Source organism: Kitasatospora sp. NPDC001175, assembly GCF_053598215.1.
The window spans coordinates 12,880-34,056 of the sequence record NZ_JBSFJU010000061.1; the positions used below are offsets into that span (position 1 = coordinate 12,880).

A 21,177-nucleotide genomic window follows, 5' to 3' on the forward strand; every position below is an offset into this window, starting at 1 on the left:
GCAGATGACTCCGGTGCCTTCGAACTTCTCGGCGGAGTGGGCCTGGACGTCGTCGGTGAGGTTGGACTCTTCCTTGTCGTAGACGCCGCAGATGACTCCGGTGCCTTCGAACTTCTCGGCGGAGTGGGCCTGGACGTCGTCGGTGAGGTTGGACTCTTCCTTGTCGTAGACGCCGCAGATGACCTCGGTGCCCTTGAACATCTCGGCGGAGTGCGCCTGGACGTCGTCGGCGAAGGCCTCTTCCTTGTCGTAGACGCCGCAGATGACTCCGGTGCCTTCGAACTTCTCGGGGTTCTCGGACATGAACTCCTCCTCTGTGGACGGGGAAAGCCGGGCGCAGATCGCCCTCGTCCGCGACGACAGAACTCCGTACTCCGGTGGCAGAACCGCAGCCGCCGGCGGAATCCGCCGTCGCACCGGGGCCGGTGACCGCCGCACCGGACGAACCGAAAGCTAGGCACCGACGGTTCGGCAGCGGTCAACCGCCGGTATGGAATCGGTATGCCCGCCGCTCGTCGGCCCGCCGGGCCCGCCCTGAACGCCCACGAGCCGTCCATGACCAGCGGATTCACCGCTCCCGGGCCGACGGCGATCCCGTCTTGGACCGCCCTCGGGGCACTGGACGCGATCGCCGCGTACCGTGGCCGCCGTGGACCGTGGAGAGAGGGCCGCTCATCCACCCGGCCGAGCCGATCGGTCGCGGCGTATCCGGGCGCGAGACCGCTGCCGACCCCAGCCCGACGCCACCCGATGCGCTGCCGGCGTCACTACGCCTCGTCCGTGACGGCGGGCCAGCGCCCGAGGAAACCCAACTACACTGATTCGTAGCGCTGTTCACCTCGGACGGCATTTCCGCGGTGGCCACCGGCCGCGCGCTCGACGCCTCGACCGAGGACTCGCGGGCCGTCGGCGATTCTGCGCCGGCCGCCGCCGAAACGGTCGGGGTCGCGTCAAGAACATGGGGGCCACGCCCCGATGTCGCCCCACCGCGACTGCCGCGAGGATCTCCCCCCGACGAAGATTCGTCCACGGAAGGGGAGACCGGATGCAGGTGCCCGCGTACGAACCGCAGCCCTGTGGCGTACGGTTCGCCGTTCTCGGCCCGCTCTCGGTCGAGGTCGGCGGCCGCCCGCTGCCGCTCGGGCCGATCAAGCAGCGGCTGGTGCTCGCCATGCTGCTCCTGCACGCCAACACCCCCGTCTCGGTCGACCGGCTCACCGAGGCGGTGTGGCAGGACGAGCCGCCCAGGACGGCACGCAAGAACGTGCAGCAGTACGTCTGGGCGGTGCGCCGGATGCTCTGCGAGGCGGGCGAGGCGGACCGGCTGGCCCACGTCAGCGGCGGATACCTGCTGCGGGTCGCCGAGCCGGAGTTGGACTCGCTGCGGTTCCGGGCGCTGGCCCGGGCCGGCCGGGAAGCCGGGGACGGCGGTGATCCGGCCGAGGCCGCCCGGCTGTTCCGGCAGGCCCTGCGGCTCTGGCACACCGCGCCGCTGGCCGACCTGTGCGGGTCGGAGCCGGTGCGCGAGGAGGCGGACCGGCTGGCCGAACGCTGTGTCGGGGTCCAGGAGGACTGGGCCGAGGCCGAGTTGGCGCTGGGGAACGCCCGGGAGGTGGCCGAGGCCGTCGGCGACCTCGTCGACCGGTACCCGCTGCGCGAACGCCTGCGAGCCGCCCAGATGACCGCACTGCACCGCACCGGCCGGCAGACCGAGGCACTCGCCGTCTACGACGGGCTGCGGCAGCTGTTGGCCCGCGAGCTCGGGCTGGACCCGAGCCCGGCGCTGCAGCGGCTGTACCGCTCGATCCTGGCCCGGGGAGCGGGCCCGGCGACGGCCGCCGAGGTGCCGCGCACCCTGCTGCCGCCGGACGACGCGGACTTCACCGGCCGCCAGCAGCAGATCGGCGAACTGCTCGGCACGGTACGGCCGGGCGGCGGACGGATCGCCGTGGCGGTCGGACCGGCCGGCATCGGCAAGACCGCGCTGGTGGTCCATGTCGCGCACCGCCTGGGAGAGGACTTCCCCGACGGCCGGGTGCTGGTGGCGCTGCGCGACGAGCACGGGGCCCCCAGGCCGACGGCCGCCGTACTGACCGAGCTGGCCCGGCTCACCGGCCTGCCGGGGCCGCTGCTCGACGACCCCGGCCTGGCCGCCGCCCGCTGGCGTGCCTGGCTGGCCGACCGCCGGGTACTGGTCATCCTGGACGACGTCCCGGACGAGGCGGCCGTCCGCCCGCTGCTGCCCGGAGCCGGCGGCAGCGCGGCCCTGGTCACCTCCCGAACCTCGCTCGCCGGACTGGCCTCGGCGTACCGCGTCAACGTCCCGCTGTACTCCCAGGCGGAGGCCGTCGAACTGCTCGGCCGGATCATCGGCGCGCACCGCCTGCGCGGCGACCGGGTGGCGGCGGAACGGATCGCCGCCGCGACCGGACTGCTGCCGCTCGCCGTGCGGGTGAGCGGCCAGCGGCTGGCGGTCCTGCGGCACTTGCCGCTCGGCGAGTACGCCGACCGGGTGGCCGAACCCCGCGCCGCCCTGGACGAGCTGGCCGCCGGCGACCTCTCCGTCCGGGAGCGGCTGGCCGGCGGCTGGCGGGACCTGCCGGAGTCGGTCCGTACCGCGGTGGGGCGGCTCGGACGGCTGCCCGTGTCACGCCCGTTCACGGTCGACGACGCGGCCGAGGCATTCGGCTGCGGGCCCGGTTCGGCACTGCGCCAACTGGAAGCCCTGATCGACACCGGGGTGGTGCTCTCACCGGCCGACGAGGTCAGCGCGCACGCCGCGCTGTACAACCTGCCCCGGCTCGCCCACCTGTACGCCCGCGAAGTGGCCGAAGCCCAGGTCGGCCAGCGGATATACCGTCCCTGAACCGGTGGCCAACCGGATCCCAACCCGGCGCCGCGACCCTGGGTGGGTGACCGCGGCGATCGGGCGGCGGCCCGAGAGACCGGGGGAGGGCCCGTGGAGCTGTCCGACTTCATCGGGCTGCGGCCCGTCCCGGCGGCGGGCCTGCTGATCACCCTCACCCGCCGCTGCCCGCTGAGCTGCGCGCACTGCTCCACCTCGTCCACCATGGCGGGAGAGGAGCCGTCCGACGCCCAACTGCTCCGGTTCGTAAGCTCGTTCGCCGCCGGCGACCGGCCCGAGGTGGTCCTGCTCACCGGCGGCGAGCCGCTGCTGCTGCCCGAACTGGCCCGTGATCTGGCGGAGTCGGCGCGGGCGGCGGGCACCCGGAGCGTGCTGCTGAGCGGCATGTTCTTCGCCCGGGAGAGGCGGATACCGGCCCGAGTCATGCGCGCCGTCACCGCCGCCGACCACTTCTCCGCCAGCCTGGACGCCTTCCACGAGCGCGAGGTACCCCGCGCGGCCGTCCTGCACGCCGTGCACCAGGTACGCGAGGCCGGAGTGCCGGTCAGCTTCCACATCACCGGGTCGGGGCCGCAGGACCCCTACCTCGCCGAGGTGACGGCCGACATCCGGCGGGAGTTCGCCGACCAGGTGCCGATGCTGGTGAACGAGATCAGGCCGATGGGCCGGGCGGCCGCCTGGGCCACCGCGTCGAGGCCCCGGCCGGACGGGGAGCGGGCACTGCCCTGCGCCATGGCGGCCTGGCCCGTGGTGGCCTTCGACGGGACGGTGCTCGCCTGCTGCAACCAGCAGGCGGTGGACCGCCGACCCGCCCCGGAACACCTGCGGCTGGGACACATCGCCGAGGACGACTGGCGGACCGTCCGGCGGCGCTCGCTCGCCTCGCCCGTGCTGCGCCTGCTCCGCACCGTCGGTCCGGCCCACCTGTACGCGCGGTACGCCCCCGAATCGGCCGGGCCCGGATACTGCGGAACCTGCCGGAACCTGCCGCAGCACCCGGAGGTGCTCGCGGGCGCCGCCCGGGACGGGGCCGGGCCCGTGGGCGAACTGCTCGACCGGGAGGCCGCCAGGATCCAGCGCGCGGCCGGCCCGGTGGAGCTGCTCCGCCGGCACGGCTGCCCGCCGTACGCCGACCTCGTCGCACTTCCGCACCGGGACGCCGCCGGGAGCCCGCGATGAGTCGCCCCAGCGCCTCCACCGCGCCGAGCCGCCCGAGCGATTCCGCTGCCGCGAGCCGTCCCAGCGCCTCCGCCGCGCTGCGCACCAAACTCGCCTTGACGACGCCCCTCCTGAGAGCAGCGACCACCGCGCTCTGGCAGCCGGACAGCCTCCGTCCGCGCTACCTGAACTACCTCGCCGCCATGCACGGGCTGATCCAAGCCTCCGTCCCGCTGCTGGAGCTGGCCGCCGAGTGGTGCGACCGGCAGCCTCCCGGTGACCCGCTGGCCGCCCCGCTCGCCCGCTACTTCCGGCTGCACGCCGAACAGGAGCGCGGCCACGACGACTGGTTGCTCGCCGACCTCGCCGCGGCAGGCGCCGAGGCGCCGAGCGCCCTCCCGCCGGTGGTGGTGGCAGAGCTTTCCGGGGCCCAGTACTACTGGATCCGGCACCACCACCCCGTGGTGCTGCTGGGCTACATCGCCGCACTGGAGGGCAACGCCCCCGCGCCCTGGCTGGCCGACCGGCTCGCGGAGCACACCGGGCTGCCACCGGCCGCCTTCCGCACCCTTCGAGACCACGCCGCACTGGACACCGGCCACCTCGCCGACCTCGAGAACCTGCTCGACGAACTCCCGCTGACCGCCGCGCAGCAGACCGCGGTCGCGGTCAGCGCCCTGCACACCGTCGACGGGATCACCCGCCTCTTCCGCCAGCTCGCCGACACCTCCGAACACCCAGGAGCCCCGGGATGACCGACCAGCAGGTCACGCTCAGCCGCCTCGCCGCCGCGGGTTTCGACATCGACGCGTTCACCGAGGAACAGCAGGAGGTGCTCCGCAAGCTCACCCCGCACGAAGTGGCCGTCCTGCTCGACCTCAAGCACCGGCTCGACGAGGTGGGGCCCGAGGTCCAGGCCCACAGCGAGATCGCCGGTGGCGCGCTGTTCTGACCCGCCCCCCCGGCTCTGATCCGCCCCGGCCGAGAACAAGGAGACGGTCATGGACTGCCCCGCCTGCCGCTGCGAACTGCCACCGGATGCCCGGTTCTGCCCTTCCTGCGGCTCACCGTGCACCCCGCCCGGTCCGGCCGGACCGGCCGAAGGACGCAAGCTGGTGACCGTCCTGTTCTGCGACCTGGTCGGCTCCACCGCGCTCTCCGGCGCCCTGGACCCGGAGACCCTGCGGTCGGTGACACTCCGCTACTTCGAGCTGATGCGCCGGCAGATCGAGGCACACGGAGGCACCCTGGAGAAGTTCATCGGTGACGCGGTGATGGCCGTGTTCGGTGTGCCGACGGTCCGTGAGGACGACGCCCGCCGCGCACTGGCCGCCGCCCTCGGCATGCTGGACGCGCTGAGCGGCCTCAACACCGAGCTCGCCGCCACCCTCGGCGTCCGGCTGGACGTCCGGATCGGGGTCAACACCGGCCAGGTGGTGGCGGGTTCGGACGCCTCGGCGCGCCAGGCGCTGGTCGCCGGCGAGACGGTCAACATCGCCGCCCGGCTGGAGCAGAACGCCGGCCCCGGCCAGATCCTGATCGGCCCGGACACCCTGCGCGCCGCGGGCCCCACCGTCCGGACGGAGTCCGTCGGGCCGCTGCTCCTCAAGGGCAAGGCCGACGCGGTGACCGCCCACCGGCTGCTCGGCCTCGGTGCGGACGACCCGGAACTGCTCCGCCGCTTCGACGTCCGCTTCGTCGGCCGGCACGCCGAACTCGCCGAGCTGGACGCCGCATTGGCGCGGACGGCGGACGGCCGGGGAGCCCAGTGCCTGCTGGTCCACGGCGAGGCGGGACAGGGCAAGACCCGGCTGCTGCGGGAGTGGCTCGAGCGCACGGCGCCACTGGCGGCGTACGGCACCGGGCGCTGCCGGCCGTACGGCGGACAGGGCAGCCTGCAGCCGCTGGCCGACGCGCTGCGCGGGCTGCTCGGCGAGGCCCTCCTGGAGGGGGCGGCCGAGGCGCTGGCCGTGCTCTCCACGGGCCTGCTGCGCGACGGCACGCCCAACCCATCGGTCGCGGAGACCTGCGCCGCACTGATCCGGGTGCTGACCGCGCTCGCCGGCCGCCGGCCGGTGGTGCTGGCAATCGACGACTGCCACTGGGCGGGCCCGCTGCTACTCGACGTACTGGACCGGCTCGCCGCCGAACTCGGCCCCGCTTCCGTCCTGTTGATCTGCCTGACCAGGCCCGAACTGCTGGAGTCGCGACCCCTGGCGGCCACCGGTGCGATCGGGCTGTCCGGACTCTCGGAGCAGGAGGCCCGGCTGCTCGCCGCCGAACTGGTCGACGTCAACGCGCACTGGGACGGCGCCCCGGCCGGCCTGCTGGAACGCGCCGGAGGCAACCCGCTGCACCTGGAACAACTGCTCGCCGTCGGCTCCGAGACCGAATCGCCCGGCGAACTGCCGCCCACGGTCCAGGCCCTGCTCGGTGCGCGGATCGACACCCTGGAGCCCGCCGAGCGCCTGGCCCTCGACCTGGCGTCGGTGGTGGGCCGGGAGTTCACCGCCGAGGAACTGGCCGAACTCGCCCAGGGCCGCGACCCGGTCCGCTCCGCACTGCCGGCGCTCAGCCACCGCCGGCTGATCGAACCGGCCAGGCCGGCGGGCCCGGCCCGGCCGGTCTTCCGCTTCACCAGCGGCCTGGTCCAGGAGGTCGCCTACGAGTGCATGTCCAAACGAGCCCGCGCCGAGGTGCACCAGCGGGCCGCCGGACTGCCCTCCGTACGCGCGGCGGGCGACGGAGCGGTCGGCACCCACCTGGAGCAGGCCCACCGCTACCGCAGCGACCTCGGCCTGCTGGACGGCGACACCGAGACACTGCGCGGCTCCGCGGCCCGGACCCTCGCCCGGGCGGGCGCCCAGGCCATGGCCGGATCCGACCTTTCCCGCGCCGAGGACCTGCTGGCCCGCGCGATGGCCCTGGGCCGGCCCGGTGAGCCGGCCGGCATCCCGACGGCGCGCAGACTGGGCGAGGTCCGGATCGCCCTGGGCCGTACGGTGCAGGGCCGGTCGCTGCTCACGGACGTGCTCAGCGCCCCGGCGGACCCGGTGGACCACGCACACGCCCGGCTGGCCCTGGCGGTGCTCGACCCGCTGGCGGGCGCGGGCAGACCGGTCGAAGCGGCCCGCGCGGCACTACCGGTGTTCGAAGCGGCCAACGACCAACTGGGCCAGGCACGCGCCCGGCTGCGTCTGGCCCAGCACCACCAGGCGCACGGCCGGCACGGTGCGGCGGACGCCCTGCTCACCCGGGCCCTCTCGCACGCGGCAAGCGTCGACGGCGAGGTGGAGCGGGCCGCCGCCCTGGGCGCGATCGGCATCTCCCTCTGGCGGGGGCCGACTCCCGTACCGGCGGCCGCGGTCCGCTGCCAGGCGCTGCTCGCCGAACACGGCCGGGGACGCCGCACGGTCCGGGTGACGCTGAACTGCCCGATGGCCGTCCTGCTCGCCCTGCAGGACGAACCGGCCGCGGCCCGGGAGCACCTGGCGGAGGCCGGCCGGCTGGCGCGGGAGCTCGGCTACGCCGAGGCCGAGGTCTTCCTCCCGGTGTTCGCCGCACTCATCGAAGTGCTGACTGATCGACAGAATGCCGCCCTGGAGCTGCTGGCCGGGGCTGCGGACGCCGCTCGCCGGCTGGGCGCGGGCGCGCTGCTGGACACGATCACGCTCGACTCGGCCCGGCTACTGCTGGACACCGGGCAGTGGGCCGCCGCAGAGAACGCCCTGCGGCCGCTCGCGGCCAAGTCCGGGCGGCCGCACGCCGAGTCGGTGGACCTGGACGGCCTGCGCGGCCGGCTCGCCGCCGCACAGGGGCAGGCGGAGCGGGCCGTACGGCTGGCCGGGTGCGCCGTCGCCGAGGCCACTCTGACCGACTCCCCGGTCGTCAGAGCCCAGGCCGCGCTCGACCAGGCGCACACTCTCCGCCTGCTCGGCCGGGGCGGTCCGGCGGCGGAGGCCGCGGCGGCGGCCCGTGCCTGGTTCGCCGCCAAGGGGCACCAGCCCGGCGTGCGCTGGGTCGCCGCGTTCAACGAGGAGAACTGACACCATGGCCACCGCCACGACCCCACCGGCCGCCGGACTCACCTGGAGTCTGCGAGGCCGACGGCCCGCGGACATCCCCGTGGTCGCGGACGGCGCGCCCGCTCCGCCACACCTGGCGGGCAGCGGAGCGGGGGTGCGGGTGTGCGTGGTCGACTCGGGGGTGGAACGCGACCATCCCCTGGTCGGCCCGCTCGCCGCCTCCTGGGTCGTCGCCAAGGACGAACAGGGTGTCCGGGTCGAGCGGACCACCACCGGTGACACCTGCGGCCACGGCACCGCCTGCGCCGGGATCATCCGTCGGACCGCGCCGGACTGCGAGCTGACCAGCGTCCGCGTGCTCGGCGAACGCTTCTCCGGCTCCGGCGACGTCCTGCTCGCGGGGCTGCGCTGGGCCGTCGGGCAGGGGTTCGACGTGATCAACCTGAGCCTGTCCACAACCCGGACGCGCTTCGCCGAGGAGCTCCACGCTCTGGCGGACGAGGCCTTCTTCAACCGGACGGTGATCGTCGCCTCGGCGCACAACACGCCAGTGGAGAGCTTCCCCTGGCGGTTCGCCTCGGTGATCTCGGTCGGCAGCCACCAGGAGGACGACCCCGACCTCCACCTCTACAACCCCGCGCCACCGGTGGAGTTCTTCGCGCCGGGGCAGAACGTGGAGGTGCCCTGGCTGGGCGGGGCGTCCATCCGGACCACCGGCAACAGCTTCGCCACCCCCTACATCGCCGGGCTGTGCGCCCGGATCCTGTCCGGACACCCCCGGATGACGAGCTTCCAGCTCAAGAACGCGCTCTACCTTTCCGCGGCCAACGTCAGCGTGGTGAACACCGACAGCAGAGGTGCCTCATGACCGAGAGAACGGCAGACCCCCTGGAGGGCGAGCTGCTTCAGTCCATCGTCGACGTGGCCCGCGCCATCTTCGCCGCCGAGGCCAGCTCGGTCTTCCTGCTCGACGAGGAGGCGGACGAACTGGTCTTCCAGGCGGTCTCCGGACGAGGCGAAGAGTCCCTGGTGGGCCGCCGCTTCCCGGCCGGCCGGGGAATCGCCGGCTGGGTGGCCGCCTCAGGGCAGCCCATGGTCGTCGACGACCTCTCCAGGAACTCCTCCTTCGACCGCTCCCTCGCGGAGTCGACGGACTACGTGCCCAGTGCGCTGATGGCCGTCCCCCTGATCCACGGCGACCGCGTCCTCGGCGTCCTGGAGGTCCTCGACCCGGCCCCGCGGGCCCGCGCCAGCCTCCCCGAACTCGATCTGCTCGCCCTCTTCGCCCGCCAGGCCGCCGCGGCCCTGAGGATCGTCATCGACCGTGCCCCGCAGCCGGATTACACCCTCGACCGCCTCGCGACGGCGGCACGGCTGGCCGGAGAACTGGAGCAGCTGCTGCGACAGAACTGACGCCGGGGGCGCATCCCCGGCCGGAACCCGACGGCCCGCGATCTGCGATCTGTCGACCTGCGCCTGAATACCGGTTGCCACACGGTGGAGCAACCTCGACGCTCTGCCTTCGGTCGGCTCGCTGAGCCTCCCGAGGGCAGAGATCGACAATACGTTCCTTGCTGTGTCCAACTGTCAACTGCCGCCACCAGCTTGAGTTGTCCGACCTGGCGACTGACGGTGCTCACGACTGGCTCGGGGGAGAATCCCGTAGAGGTGTCCGCGAACGTCCGGCACCACTCACCCGGTTACACGATGGCTCGGTACGGCCACCGTCGTAAGGACGGGGCGATCAAGCTCGCCGCTGGGAGCGCGCGGCGCACGTCTGACCGGTCTGGTCCAGCCCGTTCCGGGCCCTGTTGGTCACCTGCTTGGTCACGCCCAGGGCCGGTGAAACAGAAAAACCCCAGATCAACTGGGGTCTTTGCTGGTGTCCGAGGGGGGACTTGAACCCCCACGCCCGATAAAGGGCACTAGCACCTCAAGCTAGCGCGTCTGCCATTCCGCCACCCGGACAGGGTGTGTGCCTCGGGTTCTGTTCCTGCGCCCCGTGGCGACAGAGAGAACACTACCAGGCTTCTGGAGTGCTTCTCACCTGCGTATCTGTCGTCCGGCGGCCGCTCGGCCGACGTGATCGGGAGAAAGCGGACAGACAGGTGCAAGTGGGGTAGAAAGCGGCGGTGCGTCAGGGTGGGGCGTGCCGGGCGGTGGAGTGGGCCGGGGTGAGGGAGGGGTGTCGGGGTGCGGGGGTTGAGGCGTCGGGGGGTGAATGTTTCGGCTGTCGGGCGAGCGCAATCGCCGCAGGATTCACCGGAAATAGTCAGGATCCGATCAGGAATGGGCTTCGGATGGTCCAGTTCCAGTCCATGCCCCGCGGTCGGCCGGGGTTTCCCTAGCCTCTGGTGACCAAGGGAGCCTGAGCGGAGCGGTGATTCCCGAGGGCCGGTGTCCGGGCCGCCCGGTGACGCCTCCCATCACCTGCGCGAAGGGCGGCTTGAGGTGGAGCAGATGAGCGGGGCGGCGGAACCCGCGACGAGGCCTGCGACGGAGGAGCGTACGGAGACGACCGAGCGTTCGGCGGCGGAGCGTTCGGCGGCGGAACCGCCGGGCAGAGAACCGGGGCTGCCGATCGAGGGCGTCTGGCGGTTCTCGGCGGTCGCACACGAGGCCTCGGTGCCCCAGACCAGACATGCGGTGCGGGACCGGCTGCTGGCCCAGGGGCTGGTGGCGGAGCGGTACCAGGAGCTGGTCGACGACGTACTGCTGATCGTCTCCGAGCTGGTGGGCAATGCCGTCACCCATGCCGCCGTGCTCTCGCCCTACCTCACCACCGAACTGGCGATCGAGGACGGCTGGGTGCGGATCTCGGTGGAGGACGGCCATCCGCACCGCCCCAAGGCCCTGGACAGCGACCAGGGTCAACTCGGCGGCCGCGGGCTGCTGCTGGTGAAGAGCGTGACCCTGCAGGCCGGCGGGGTGTGCGACGTCGAGTGCACGGGGGAGGGCGGCAAGGTGATCTGGGCCTCCCTGCCGCTGCCCACCGAACCCGGGGGCGCTGCGGGCGGCGGGGCCGGAGCGGGCTCTGCGGCCGCCGAGCCGGAGGCCGTGCAGAGCCCGGTAGTCGTGGACGGGCGGCCGGGCTGCAGCGGCCTCTGGCCGATGTGAGCTGATGTGAGCCGGTATGAGCTGGTGTGAACCGGTGCCGGCGTGAGCCCGCGTGAGCAGCTGTGAGCCGTCAGGGGCCGGCACGAGTCGGCGCAGGTCGCGACCCGGGTCGGGCCCGCGCGCACCGAGTCGATCCGGCACCCCCGATCCCCCGATCCCCCGACGCCTCGAGCCGGGCAGACCGGCACCGCCGGGAACCACCCCCGCCCGGAACCACCAGTCCCGCCCGGAAGTACCGGGCCTACCAGTCCCGCCCGGCGATCTCCCGGATCCCCGGGAGCGCGGCCTCGAAGACCGTCCGGAACCACACCGAGAACGGCTTCTCGGCCTCCAGTGCCTTCAGCTCCTCCGCGGTGACGAACCGGGTGTCGTCAACCTCGTCGGGGGCCGGCGAGAGCGGCGCGGTGACCAGGCCGACGAACAGGTGGTTCCACTCGCGCTCGATCAGGCCCGAGGTCTCGTCGGGCAGGTCGTAGCGGACCGTGCCGGCCTCGCAGAGCAGTGCGGGGGCCGTACCGAGCTCCTCGGTGGTGCGCCGTGCGGCGGCCACGAACGGCGGCTCACCCGGGTACGGGTGACCGCAACAGGTGTTGGACCAGACGCCGGGCGAGTGGTACTTGCTCAGCGCCCGGCGCTGGAGCAGCAGCCGTCCCTGACGGTCGAACAGGAAGACGGAGAAGGCGCGGTGCAGGCGGCCCGGCTGCTGGTGGGCCGAGAGCTTCTCGGCCGTGCCGATGGTCACACCGTCGTCGTCGACGAGCTCCAGCAGGATCTCCGTGGCGGGGGAGTCCGGGGCTGAGGGGGACGGGGGCGCTGCGGGGGACGGGGACGAGGCTGCCGCGCTCTGGTCCGCAAACTGCGTCTGGCTGGTCGGTCGGCTCTCCGGCATGTGGCCTCTTTCGGCACGGGGGGTTGCGTCGGTGGCCCAGTCTGCCCCATGGCCCACAGGGCCGGACCATCCGACGCACACGGGGGCGTGGAAGGCCCGGATCTCCAGCCTGCGCGTTCGATTCGTGATCATCTGAGCCGTGCTCTGTTCACCTTCTGTCTGCTGATTTGTCAGGTCACGGTCGCATCGCGGCAGGCGCGCGGCTTGAAGGCAGGGCCCGCGGTCCGGAATGATGATCTGCGCGGCCCGGTGCGCCAGCTGTGGATAAGCGCTGCCTGCTGGCTGCCGGCTGCCATTTCGAGGGCGAATCACCCGTCGGGTAGCCTCGGTCGGTGCGCCTGGTCCCGGAAATGCTCGTCCGGTACCGCCCGCCGCTGCATTTGTACGTCCAGAAACCCCCATTCGTCCCACCGCACACCGTTGTGGCCGGACCGCACACCATCGCCAGGGAGTGAGTTCCGCTGTCCACTGTGATCGTGACCGGCCCCGAGCTGCTCGCGCACGGAAGGCCCGCCGGACCCGGCCGTGGCCGGAACGCCGCAGCGGTGACCGCGACGCCGCTCGCCACCGCCCCGACGGCCACGGCGGCCGCCACGGCCACCGAGGCCCTCCAGGGCGACCTGGGTGCCGACCTCGCCGCCATCGGCTTCCGGCGGGTCCTGCGCGCGCACGACGCCGCACAGCTCGCCGCGCTGGTCTCCTCCGTCGGCCCGGGCGAGCGCCTGGCCGTGGTGGACGCCGGATTCGTCGGCCACCGCCACTCGCTCCGGCTCGCGCTGACCGACCCCCGCTTCCCGGCGGCCGCCGTCCCCGGCGCGATGGTGGTCTCCGGCGCGGAGGCCCGGGCCGCCCTCGCCACGGCCGCCCAGCGCCTGAGCACCGAGCCGCAGCTGCCGCAGCAGCGCACCGGCGACTCGTACCAGAACGGCTACGGCGGCTACGCCGACGGCTACGGCACCGCCCCCCAGGGCACCGACCCGTACGGCACCGCGCGGTACGGCTGGTCCGACCGGTACGAGAGCCCGCTGCCCGACCAGCTCGCGGACGCCCTCACCCAGCGCGGGCTGCCCGTCCAGCGCCCCGAGCTCGGCACGCTGGTGGCCACCGTCCCCGGTGACGACGACGAACTGCACGCGGCCCGCGCGGCCGTGGCCCGGGTGGACGAGGAGGCGGTCCGGCTGCGCCGGGCGGTGAAGGCCAGGGACGGCTTCTTCACCACCTTCTTCGTCAGCCCCTACTCGCGCTACATCGCCCGCTGGTGCGCCCGGCGCGGCCTGACCCCGAACCAGGTGACCACCGCCTCCCTGCTCACCGCGCTGCTCGCGGCGGGCCTGGCGGCCACCGGCACCCGGGGCGGTTACATAGCCGCCGGTGTGCTGCTGCTCGCCTCCTTCGTGCTGGACTGCACCGACGGGCAGCTCGCCCGTTACTCGCTGCAGTACTCCACGGTGGGCGCCTGGCTGGACGCGACCTTCGACCGGGCCAAGGAGTACTCCTTCTACGCGGGCCTGGCGCTCGGCGCGGCCCGTACCGGGGACCACGTCTGGGCGCTGTCGCTGGCGGCGATGACGCTGATGACCTTCCGGCACAGCGTGGACTTCGCCTTCATGGCGGCCGACCAGGAGACCTCGCGCAACCCGGTCACCGCCGGCACCAAGCAGCAGAGCACCAACACCAGCCCCACCGCGCAGCTCTCCAATCGCCTGGACCGGGTCGGCTGGACGGTCTGGGCCCGTCGGATCATCGTGCTGCCGATCGGCGAGCGCTGGGGCCTGATAGCCCTGCTCACGGCCTGCACCACCCCCCGGATCACGCTGTCGGTGCTGCTCGCCGGCTGCGCACTGGCCTGCTGCTACACCACCGCAGGACGGGTACTGCGCTCGATCAACCGCCGCCGCCCGCGCGAGGACCGGGCCGCCCGGGAGGTCGCGATCCTGGCCGACGGCGGTGTGCTGACCGAGTTGCTGGCCCCGGTGCTCCGCCCCGTGGCGCGTTTCCTGCCGGGCCCGGCCGTGCCGCTGCTGGCCGCCGTCGCGGCCGCCGGGCTGCCGGCCGCCGCGTACCTGACCGCGGGGACCTGGCAGGCGGTCGCCGCTGCCGGCGGGTACGTGGTGCTCAGCTCGCTGGTGCTGGCCCGCAGGCTCACCGGCGCGCTGGACTGGCTCGCCCCCGCGTTCTTCCGGGCGGGCGAGTACCTGACCGTGCTGGCGCTCGCGCTGAAGCTGGACATCGCGGCCCTCCCGGCCGCGTTCGGGCTGGTCGCCGCCTTCGCCTACCATCACTACGACACGGTGTACCGCCTGCGCGGCGGCACCGGAGCGCCGGCCAGGTGGCTGGTGCGAGTGACCGGCGGACAGGAGGGCCGGGCACTGCTCGTCACCCTGGTGGCGGCGCTCGTCTACCACGGCAGGCCCGAGGGGCCGATCGGTCACCAGACCGCCGGGGCGCATCCTCTGCAGGTCGTCCTGGTGGCCCTCGCCGGCCTGCTCGCCCTGGTCGTGGTCGCGGAGAGCATCCACTACTGGGTCCTCGGCGACGCCACCGCAGAACACGATGAATCAGGAGACACCGCATGATCGGCCTCGTTCTGGCAGCCGGCGCCGGCCGCCGGCTCCGCCCGTACACCGACACCCTGCCCAAGGCGCTGGTGCCGGTCGACGGGGAGCGGACCGTCCTGGACCTCACCCTCGGCAACTTCGCCGAGGTCGGACTGCGCGAGGCCGCGATCGTGGTGGGCTACCGCAAGGAGGCGGTGTACGACCGCAAGGACGCGCTGGAGCAGAAGTACGGCGTCAAGCTCACCCTGGTCGAGAACGACAAGGCCGAGGAGTGGAACAACGCCTACTCGCTGTGGTGCGCCCGTGACCTGTTCGGCGAGGGCCTGCTGCTCGCCAACGGTGACACCGTGCACCCGGCCGCGGTCCAGCGCACCATGCTGGACGGCAACGACCGGATGATCAAGGAGGGCGGCGCCCCCGGCATCCTGCTCGCGCTGGACACCGTGAAGAAGCTGGCCGACGAGGAGATGAAGGTCGTCGTCGACCCGGCCAAGGGCATGCAGAAGATCACCAAGCTGATGGACCCGGCCGAGGCGACCGGCGAGTACATCGGCGTCACGATCATCAACCCGTCCGCCAAGGACGCCCTCGCGGACGCCCTCAAGGCGACCTACGAGCGCGACCCGCAGCTGTACTACGAGGACGGCTACCAGGAGATGGTCAACCGCGGCCTGCGCATCGACGTGCAGCCGATCGGCGAGGTCTCCTGGGTCGAGGTGGACAACCACGACGACCTGAACAAGGCGCGGGAGATCGCGTGCCAGTACTGACCCGGCTGCTGCCGTCGCCGGTCTTCGTGGAGATCCGCCCGGGCGCGCTGGACGCGCTCGGCGGCATCCTCGCCGACCAGCGGCTGTCGGCCTCCGGCCGGATAGCGGTGGCGATCAGCAACGGATCGGGCACGGTGCTCCGGGAGCGGCTGGAACCGCTGCTCCCGGACGCCGAGTGGTTCGAGGTCATCGACGGCAGCCTGGACAGCGCGGTACGCCTGGCGGACGCGATGCGGGCGGGGCACTTCGACGCCGTGGTCGGCCTCGGCGGCGGCAAGATCATCGACGCGGCGAAGTACGCCGCGGCCCGGGTCGGCCTGCCGCTGGTCGCGGTGGCCACCAACCTGGCGCACGACGGCATCTGCTCGCCCGTCTCCACCCTCGACAACGACGCGGGCCGCGGTTCCTACGGGGTGCCCAGCCCGATCGGCATCGTGGTGGACCTGGACGTGATCCGCGAGGCGCCGTCGCGCTTCGTCGCGGCCGGCATCGGCGATGTGATCTCCAACATCTCGGCCTGCGCCGACTGGGAGCTCTCGCACGAGGTCACCGGCGAGAAGGTGGACGGCCTCGCGGTCGCGATGGCCCGCTCGGCCGGTGAGAACCTGCTCCGCCACCCGGGCCAGCTGGCCGACCAGGCCCTGCTGACCTGCCTCGCGGAAGCCCTGGTACTGTCCGGCATCGCGATGAACATCGCCGGCAGCACCCGGCCGTCCTCGGGCGCCTGCCACGAGATCTCGCACGCCCTGGACGTGCTGTACCCCAAGCGCTCCGCCCAGCACGGCGAGCAGGTCGGCCTCGGTGCCGCCTTCGCCAGCCACCTGCGGGGCGAGCGCGAGCTGACCGGGCTGATCGTGGACCGCCTTCGGTTCCACGGGCTGCCGGTCACCGCGGCTCAGATCGGCTTCACCGAGGCGGAGTTCACCGAGGCGGTGTACTACGCTCCGAACACTCGTCCGGGACGTTTCACCATCCTGGAACACCTCGATCTCTCTCCCTCCGACATCAGGGACGCGTACGCCGACTATGTCCATGCCGTCAACAACTGACCGCGCCGCGGTCGATCTCACGGTCCGGCCCTCGATCGAGGAGCTGCGGGCCGTCATCCACCCGGAGGGCATGCTCCAACGGCGCAGTGCCGAGCACTGGGCCGGCCGCTGGTACATGCGGAAGATCTCCCTGCGGATCACCCGCCTGCTCTCCACCATGACGGCGATCACGCCCAATGGCCTGACCTACCTGATGATGTTCACCGGCATCCTGGCCGGTGCCGCCCTGGTGGTCCCGGGCATCGCGGGGGCCGTCCTGGGCGCCTTCCTGATCCAGGTCTACCTGCTGCTGGACTGCGTCGACGGCGAGGTCGCCCGCTGGCGGCGGCAGACCTCGCTCACCGGCGTCTACCTGGACCGGGTCGGCCACTACATGTCCGAGGCCGCGCTGCTCACCGGTCTCGGCCTGCGGGCCAGCGACCTGCTGCACCGCCAGGGCCACGCCTCGCACTGGGAGTGGGCCTTCCTCGGCACGCTGGCCGCGCTCGGCGCGATCCTGATCAAGTCCGAGACCGACCTGGTCGACGTGGCCCGCGCCCGCAGCGGGATGGCCGCGGTGGAGGACAGCGCCTCGGTGCCGCGCTCCTCCGGTGTGGCCAAGGCCCGCCGGGCGGCGTCCTTCCTCAAGTTCCACCGCCTGGTGGGCGCCGTCGAGGCATCGCTGTTCGTCCTGGCCGTCGGGATCGCCGACACCGTCCACGGCGGGCTGCTCTTCACCCGCCTGGCGGTGGTGGTCCTGGCCGCGATCGCCATGCTGCAGACGGTCCTGCACCTGCTCAGCATCGTCCTCTCCAGCAGGCTGCGGTGAGCGCGCCGGGTCGCCCGGAGTCGGGCGGGCGAGGCGCCGACGGCTTCCGCCTCGGCGCGGTCATCATCACCATGGGCAACCGACCGGAGGAGCTGAACGCTCTGATCGAGTCGGTGCGGAACCAGGAGGGCCCGGCCGTCGAGCTGGCCGTGGTCGGCAACGGTGCCCCGCTGCCCCCGCTGCCCGCGGACGTACGCACCGTCGAACTGCCCGAGAACCTCGGCATCCCCGGCGGTCGCAACGTCGGCATCGAGCTCTTCGGCAAGGACGGCCGGGAGGTGGACGCCGTCCTCTTCCTGGACGACGACGGGCGCCTGCCGAACAAGGACTCCGCCCGGCTGCTCCGCGAGGCCTTCACCGCCGACCCGAAGCTCGGCATCGTCTCCTTCCGGATCGCCGACCCGGACACCGGTGTCACCCAGCGCCGGCACGTCCCCCGGCTGCGGGCCAGCGACCCGCTGCGCTCCTCCCGGGTGACCACCTTCCTCGGCGGCGCCAGCGCGGTGCGCAGCGCGGTCTTCCCGCAGGCCGGCCAGCTGCCGGCCGAGTTCTTCTACGCGCACGAGGAGACCGACCTCGCCTGGCGCGCGCTGGACGCCGGCTGGGAGATCGACTACCGCGCGGACATCGTGCTGCACCACCCCACGACATCCCCGGCCCGGCACGCCACGTACTTCCACAACGTGGCCCGGAACCGGGTGTGGCTGGCGCGACGGAACCTTCCCGCCCCGTTCGTGCCTCTCTACTTGGGAACCTGGTTGCTGCTCACTCTGGCCCGCCGTCCCTCGGGCGACGCGCTGAAGTCCTGGGTGGGCGGTTTCCGGGCTGGTTGGAGCGAACCCTGCGGTCCGCGACGACCGATGCGATGGCGTACTGTATGGCGACTGACGAGGTTGGGCAGACCGCCAATCATCTGATCGCATCAGCAACTGATCGCATCAGGGCGGCAGCCCCACTGCCGACCGGACAATCCCCCCGAGATCCCAGTGGATCCGCAGGCCCGTCGCCGCTCCCCCCGGCGGCGGGCCCGATATCCGATCCCGTGAAGGACGAATGTGTCAACAGTGAGTGACTTCAGCCTCTCCACACCGAGTGGGGCTGATGCGGGCCTGACCCCGAAGCAGCTCGCGGCCAAGTACGGCCTGGGAGTCAGCGGCAAGCGGCCCAGTCTGCCCGAGTACGTGAGGCAGCTGTGGGCGCGGCGCCACTTCATCCTGGCCTTCGCCACGGCCCGCCTGGTCGCTCAGTACACGACCGCCAAGCTGGGCCAGCTGTGGCAGGTGCTCACGCCGCTGCTGAACTGCTCGGTGTTCTTCCTGGTCTTCGGTGTGATGCTGAAGAGCCGGGACAGCATCCCGGTCTACCTCGCCTGGCTCTGCGTCGGCGTCTTCGTCTTCCAGTTCTCGCAGAGCGCCGTGCAGGCCGGTACCCGCTCGATCGCCGACAACCTCGGCCTGATCCGGGCGCTGCACTTCCCCCGCGCCTGTATGCCGGTGGCCTTCACCGTGATCCAGCTGCAGCAGCTGCTGATCTCGATGGTCGTCCTGGTCGGCATCGTGCTGGCGAACGGCCAGATGCCGCACATGACGTGGCTGCTGATCATCCCGGCGCTGCTGCTGCAGTGCCTGTTCAACGCCGGTCTGGCCATGATCATGGCTCGTGTCGGCTCCAAGGCCTCGGACATCTCCCAGCTGATGCCGTTCATCCTGCGCACCTGGATGTACGTCTCCGGCGTGATGTACAGCATCCAGGGCGCCATCGCGAGCTGGCCGCCGCTGGCCAAGACGGTCATGTCGCTGAACCCGGCGACGATCTACATGGACCTGATGCGCTACGCGTTCATGCCGGACAGCTTCAGCAAGCACTACTACCACGGCGGCAAGGACCACGCCGGCCACGCGCTGCCGCAGCACCTGACCCTGCCGCACCACATCTGGTTCACCGCCTCCGCCTGGGCTGTGGTGGTCTTCGTGGTCGGTTTCGTGTTCTTTTGGAAGGCAGAGGAGGAGTACGGCCGTGGCTGACATCGCGATGAGCAACTTCCGAGGGGCGAGCCAGGACGCGCCCAAGACCGCGTCCTCCGAGCCGGCCCGGACCCCCACCGTGGTCGTCGACGACGTCCACATCGTCTACAAGGTGCACGGCGCCGGTTCCGGCAAGGGCAGCGCCACCTCGGCGCTGAGCCGGCTGATCGCCAAGAAGCGGTCGCCCGCCATCCGCGAGGTGCACGCCGTGCGCGGCCTCAGCTTCACCGCGTACAAGGGTGAGGCGGTCGGCCTGATCGGCTCCAACGGCTCCGGCAAGTCCACCATGCTGGCGGCCATCGCGGGCCTGCTGCCGACGGCGAAGGGCGCGATCTACACCAACGGCCAGCCGTCCCTGCTGGGCGTGAACGCCGCGCTGATGAACGACCTGACCGGTGACCGCAACGTCATCCTGGGCTGCCTGGCCATGGGCATGACGCCCAAGGAGGTCGAGTCCCGGTATCAGGAGATCGTCGACTTCTCGGGCATCAACGAGAAGGGCGACTTCATCTCGCTGCCGATGCGCACGTACTCCTCGGGTATGGCGGCCCGTCTGCGGTTCTCGATCGCGGCGGCCAAGACCCACGACGTGCTGCTCATCGACGAGGCGCTGGCCACCGGTGACCAGAAGTTCCAGAAGCGCAGTGAGGCCCGCATCCGCGAGCTGCGCAAGGAGGCCGGTACGGTCTTCCTGGTCAGCCACAACAACAACGCGATCAGGGACACCTGCGAGCGCACCATCTGGATCGAGAAGGGTGAGCTCATGATGGACGGCCACACCGACGAGGTCGTCCGCGAGTACGAGAAGCACAACCGGGCCTGAGCTGGGCCGGTACGGCGGGGGCCGGCGCCGGGGCGGAAACGTCCCTGGTGCCGGCCCTTCGGCTGTGCCCGGAGGCTCGGGTGCGTGTCCGGTATGGGCCGGTGGACCGGGCCGGTGTAGAACGGGGGAGTGACGGTAGTGGCAGCTTCGGCTAAATCCGATAACCAGACAGACGGCACCACACTCGAGAAGGCGGACCTGGAGAACTTCCCGGTCGCGCCCTCCTTCCTGCCCGCCGCCTGGCGCACCGATCTGATGGCGGTGTACGGCTTCGCCCGCCTGGTGGACGACGCGGGTGACGGCGATCTGGCGGACCCGGTCCGGGTCGCCGAGCTGCTGGGCGTACCGTTCACCCGTCCGGCCGAGGACGGGACCGCTTTCCGGCTCGCCCTGCTGGACGGACTCGAACGGGACCTGGACCGCGCCTTCGAGGCGGCGCTCACCCCGGACGCCCCGGCGCCGCACCACCCGCTGATGCGCGCACTCGTCCCGCTGATCGGCCGGCACGCCGTCACCCCCGAGCCGTTCCGTCGGCTGATCGAGGCCAACCGGGTCGACCAGACCGTCACCCGCTACCCGGCCTACCGCGACCTGCTCGACTACTGCACCCTCTCCGCCGACCCGGTCGGCCGCCTGGTGCTCGCCATCGCGGGCGTGGCCACCCCGGAGCGGATCGCCTACTCCGACGCGATCTGCAGCGCCCTGCAGGTGGTAGAGCACCTCCAGGACGTCGCCGAGGACCTCGGCCGCGGCCGGATCTACCTGCCCGCCGAGGACCTGGACGCCTTCGGCGTCACCGAGCAGGACCTCGCCCGGCCGGTCGCCGGACCCCGGGTGCGGGACCTGGTGGCCTTCGAGGTGGACCGGGCCCGGACCCTGCTCGATCACGGCGCACCGCTGGTAGGTACGGTTTCCGGGAGGCTCCGACTGCTGCTGGCGGGATTCACCGCAGGCGGGTACGCGGCCCTGGCTGCCATCGAGGCCGCCGGGTACGACGTCCTGGCCCAGCAGCCGAAGCCGGACAAGCGCCGCCTCGCAGTGAAGGCGGCGAGACTCTTCGCGAAGGGAAGGTGAACGCCCGCGTGGCGGC

At 72.4% G+C, this 21,177-nt stretch carries 18 protein-coding genes and 1 tRNA gene; 16 read left to right on the plus strand and 3 right to left on the minus strand.

The features are described 5' to 3' along the window. Positions 1–303, minus strand: a 303-nt coding sequence (locus ACWDAK_RS31510) for a hypothetical protein (RefSeq protein ID WP_449806515.1), incomplete at its 3' end; no start/stop codon positions are given. Positions 304–1,045: 742 nt separating this feature from the next. On the opposite strand from ACWDAK_RS31510, the gene ACWDAK_RS31515 reads away from it, so the two are divergent. The 7 genes from ACWDAK_RS31515 to ACWDAK_RS31545 all read left to right on the plus strand — a co-directional run bounded on the left by ACWDAK_RS31515 (position 1,046) and on the right by ACWDAK_RS31545 (position 9,462). After that, positions 1,046–2,866 carry an AfsR/SARP family transcriptional regulator gene (locus ACWDAK_RS31515; protein WP_427395178.1) on the plus strand — a complete coding sequence of 607 codons (1,821 nt, stop codon included), beginning with the start codon at positions 1,046–1,048 and terminating at the stop codon, positions 2,864–2,866. A gap of 93 nt (positions 2,867–2,959) precedes the next feature. Next, the gene (locus tag ACWDAK_RS31520; RefSeq protein ID WP_344635812.1) at positions 2,960–4,045 is read left to right on the plus strand and encodes a radical SAM protein; all 1,086 of its coding nucleotides are present in this window, start codon (positions 2,960–2,962) and stop codon (positions 4,043–4,045) included. Next, positions 4,042–4,779: an iron-containing redox enzyme family protein gene (locus ACWDAK_RS31525; protein ID WP_344635811.1), complete on the plus strand. Its 738-nt coding sequence runs from the start codon at positions 4,042–4,044 to the stop codon at positions 4,777–4,779. Before ACWDAK_RS31520 ends, ACWDAK_RS31525 begins: the two co-directional genes overlap by 4 nt. Then, positions 4,776–4,976 (plus strand): aroma-sacti cluster domain-containing protein, encoded by a 201-nt coding sequence (locus ACWDAK_RS31530; protein ID WP_344635810.1) that lies wholly within the window; start codon positions 4,776–4,778, stop codon positions 4,974–4,976. Before ACWDAK_RS31525 ends, ACWDAK_RS31530 begins: the two co-directional genes overlap by 4 nt. A gap of 49 nt (positions 4,977–5,025) precedes the next feature. Continuing rightward, positions 5,026–8,070 carry an adenylate/guanylate cyclase domain-containing protein gene (locus tag ACWDAK_RS31535; protein WP_427395179.1) on the plus strand — a complete coding sequence of 1,015 codons (3,045 nt, stop codon included), beginning with the start codon at positions 5,026–5,028 and terminating at the stop codon, positions 8,068–8,070. Between the two features lie 4 nt (positions 8,071–8,074). Continuing rightward, a complete protein-coding gene (locus tag ACWDAK_RS31540) occupies positions 8,075–8,917 on the plus strand; it encodes a S8 family peptidase (protein ID WP_344635808.1) in 843 nt (280 codons plus the stop codon). Further along, the gene (locus ACWDAK_RS31545; protein WP_427395180.1) at positions 8,914–9,462 is read left to right on the plus strand and encodes a GAF domain-containing protein; all 549 of its coding nucleotides are present in this window, start codon (positions 8,914–8,916) and stop codon (positions 9,460–9,462) included. Before ACWDAK_RS31540 ends, ACWDAK_RS31545 begins: the two co-directional genes overlap by 4 nt. 467 nt (positions 9,463–9,929) lie before the next feature. Here ACWDAK_RS31545 and ACWDAK_RS31550 read toward each other — a convergent pair. Next, positions 9,930–10,017 (minus strand) — tRNA-Leu (locus ACWDAK_RS31550). Positions 10,018–10,509: 492 nt separating this feature from the next. Between ACWDAK_RS31550 and ACWDAK_RS31555 the strand changes: the two genes are divergently transcribed. Further along, positions 10,510–11,166: an ATP-binding protein gene (locus tag ACWDAK_RS31555; protein WP_344635791.1), complete on the plus strand. Its 657-nt coding sequence runs from the start codon at positions 10,510–10,512 to the stop codon at positions 11,164–11,166. A 241-nt stretch (positions 11,167–11,407) separates the two neighbouring features. On the opposite strand, the gene idi is transcribed toward ACWDAK_RS31555, so the two are convergent. Next, complete coding sequence (gene idi, locus ACWDAK_RS31560) at positions 11,408–12,055, minus strand: isopentenyl-diphosphate Delta-isomerase (protein ID WP_344635790.1); 648 nt, start codon at positions 12,053–12,055, stop codon at positions 11,408–11,410. A 620-nt stretch (positions 12,056–12,675) separates the two neighbouring features. On the opposite strand from idi, the gene ACWDAK_RS31565 reads away from it, so the two are divergent. From ACWDAK_RS31565 to hpnC, 8 genes are all read left to right on the plus strand, one after another. Continuing rightward, complete coding sequence (locus ACWDAK_RS31565; RefSeq protein WP_344635966.1) at positions 12,676–14,631, plus strand: DUF5941 domain-containing protein; 1,956 nt, start codon at positions 12,676–12,678, stop codon at positions 14,629–14,631. Further along, the gene (locus ACWDAK_RS31570) at positions 14,628–15,383 is read left to right on the plus strand and encodes a phosphocholine cytidylyltransferase family protein (protein WP_344635789.1); all 756 of its coding nucleotides are present in this window, start codon (positions 14,628–14,630) and stop codon (positions 15,381–15,383) included. Before ACWDAK_RS31565 ends, ACWDAK_RS31570 begins: the two co-directional genes overlap by 4 nt. Then, positions 15,371–16,432 carry an iron-containing alcohol dehydrogenase family protein gene (locus tag ACWDAK_RS31575; RefSeq protein ID WP_427395181.1) on the plus strand — a complete coding sequence of 354 codons (1,062 nt, stop codon included), beginning with the start codon at positions 15,371–15,373 and terminating at the stop codon, positions 16,430–16,432. Before ACWDAK_RS31570 ends, ACWDAK_RS31575 begins: the two co-directional genes overlap by 13 nt. Continuing rightward, positions 16,410–17,240, plus strand: coding sequence for a CDP-alcohol phosphatidyltransferase family protein (locus tag ACWDAK_RS31580; protein WP_344635787.1), 831 nt, complete (start codon positions 16,410–16,412; stop codon positions 17,238–17,240). Before ACWDAK_RS31575 ends, ACWDAK_RS31580 begins: the two co-directional genes overlap by 23 nt. 71 nt (positions 17,241–17,311) lie before the next feature. After that, on the plus strand, positions 17,312–18,157 hold the full coding sequence (locus tag ACWDAK_RS31585) for a glycosyltransferase family 2 protein (protein WP_344635965.1): 846 nt from the start codon (positions 17,312–17,314) through the stop codon (positions 18,155–18,157). 138 nt (positions 18,158–18,295) lie between these two features. Next, positions 18,296–19,264 (plus strand): ABC transporter permease, encoded by a 969-nt coding sequence (locus tag ACWDAK_RS31590; RefSeq protein ID WP_344635786.1) that lies wholly within the window; start codon positions 18,296–18,298, stop codon positions 19,262–19,264. A gap of 7 nt (positions 19,265–19,271) precedes the next feature. Next, positions 19,272–20,087, plus strand: coding sequence for an ABC transporter ATP-binding protein (locus tag ACWDAK_RS31595; RefSeq protein WP_344635964.1), 816 nt, complete (start codon positions 19,272–19,274; stop codon positions 20,085–20,087). Between the two features lie 138 nt (positions 20,088–20,225). Beyond that, positions 20,226–21,161, plus strand: coding sequence for a squalene synthase HpnC (gene hpnC, locus ACWDAK_RS31600; RefSeq protein ID WP_344635785.1), 936 nt, complete (start codon positions 20,226–20,228; stop codon positions 21,159–21,161). Positions 21,162–21,177 lie beyond the last annotated feature (16 nt).

Coding starts and splice junctions, on each gene's coding strand:
- ACWDAK_RS31515 (WP_427395178.1), top strand. CDS start 1,046: ATGCAGGTGCCCGCGTACGAACCGCAGCCCTGTGGCGTACGGTTCGCC.
- ACWDAK_RS31525 (WP_344635811.1), top strand. CDS start 4,042: ATGAGTCGCCCCAGCGCCTCCACCGCGCCGAGCCGCCCGAGCGATTCC.
- ACWDAK_RS31530 (WP_344635810.1), top strand. CDS start 4,776: ATGACCGACCAGCAGGTCACGCTCAGCCGCCTCGCCGCCGCGGGTTTC.
- ACWDAK_RS31535 (WP_427395179.1), top strand. CDS start 5,026: ATGGACTGCCCCGCCTGCCGCTGCGAACTGCCACCGGATGCCCGGTTC.
- ACWDAK_RS31540 (WP_344635808.1), top strand. CDS start 8,075: ATGGCCACCGCCACGACCCCACCGGCCGCCGGACTCACCTGGAGTCTG.
- ACWDAK_RS31545 (WP_427395180.1), top strand. CDS start 8,914: ATGACCGAGAGAACGGCAGACCCCCTGGAGGGCGAGCTGCTTCAGTCC.
- ACWDAK_RS31555 (WP_344635791.1), top strand. CDS start 10,510: ATGAGCGGGGCGGCGGAACCCGCGACGAGGCCTGCGACGGAGGAGCGT.
- idi (WP_344635790.1), bottom strand. CDS start 12,055: ATGCCGGAGAGCCGACCGACCAGCCAGACGCAGTTTGCGGACCAGAGC.
- ACWDAK_RS31570 (WP_344635789.1), top strand. CDS start 14,628: ATGATCGGCCTCGTTCTGGCAGCCGGCGCCGGCCGCCGGCTCCGCCCG.
- ACWDAK_RS31580 (WP_344635787.1), top strand. CDS start 16,410: ATGTCCATGCCGTCAACAACTGACCGCGCCGCGGTCGATCTCACGGTC.
- ACWDAK_RS31585 (WP_344635965.1), top strand. CDS start 17,312: ATGGGCAACCGACCGGAGGAGCTGAACGCTCTGATCGAGTCGGTGCGG.
- ACWDAK_RS31595 (WP_344635964.1), top strand. CDS start 19,272: ATGAGCAACTTCCGAGGGGCGAGCCAGGACGCGCCCAAGACCGCGTCC.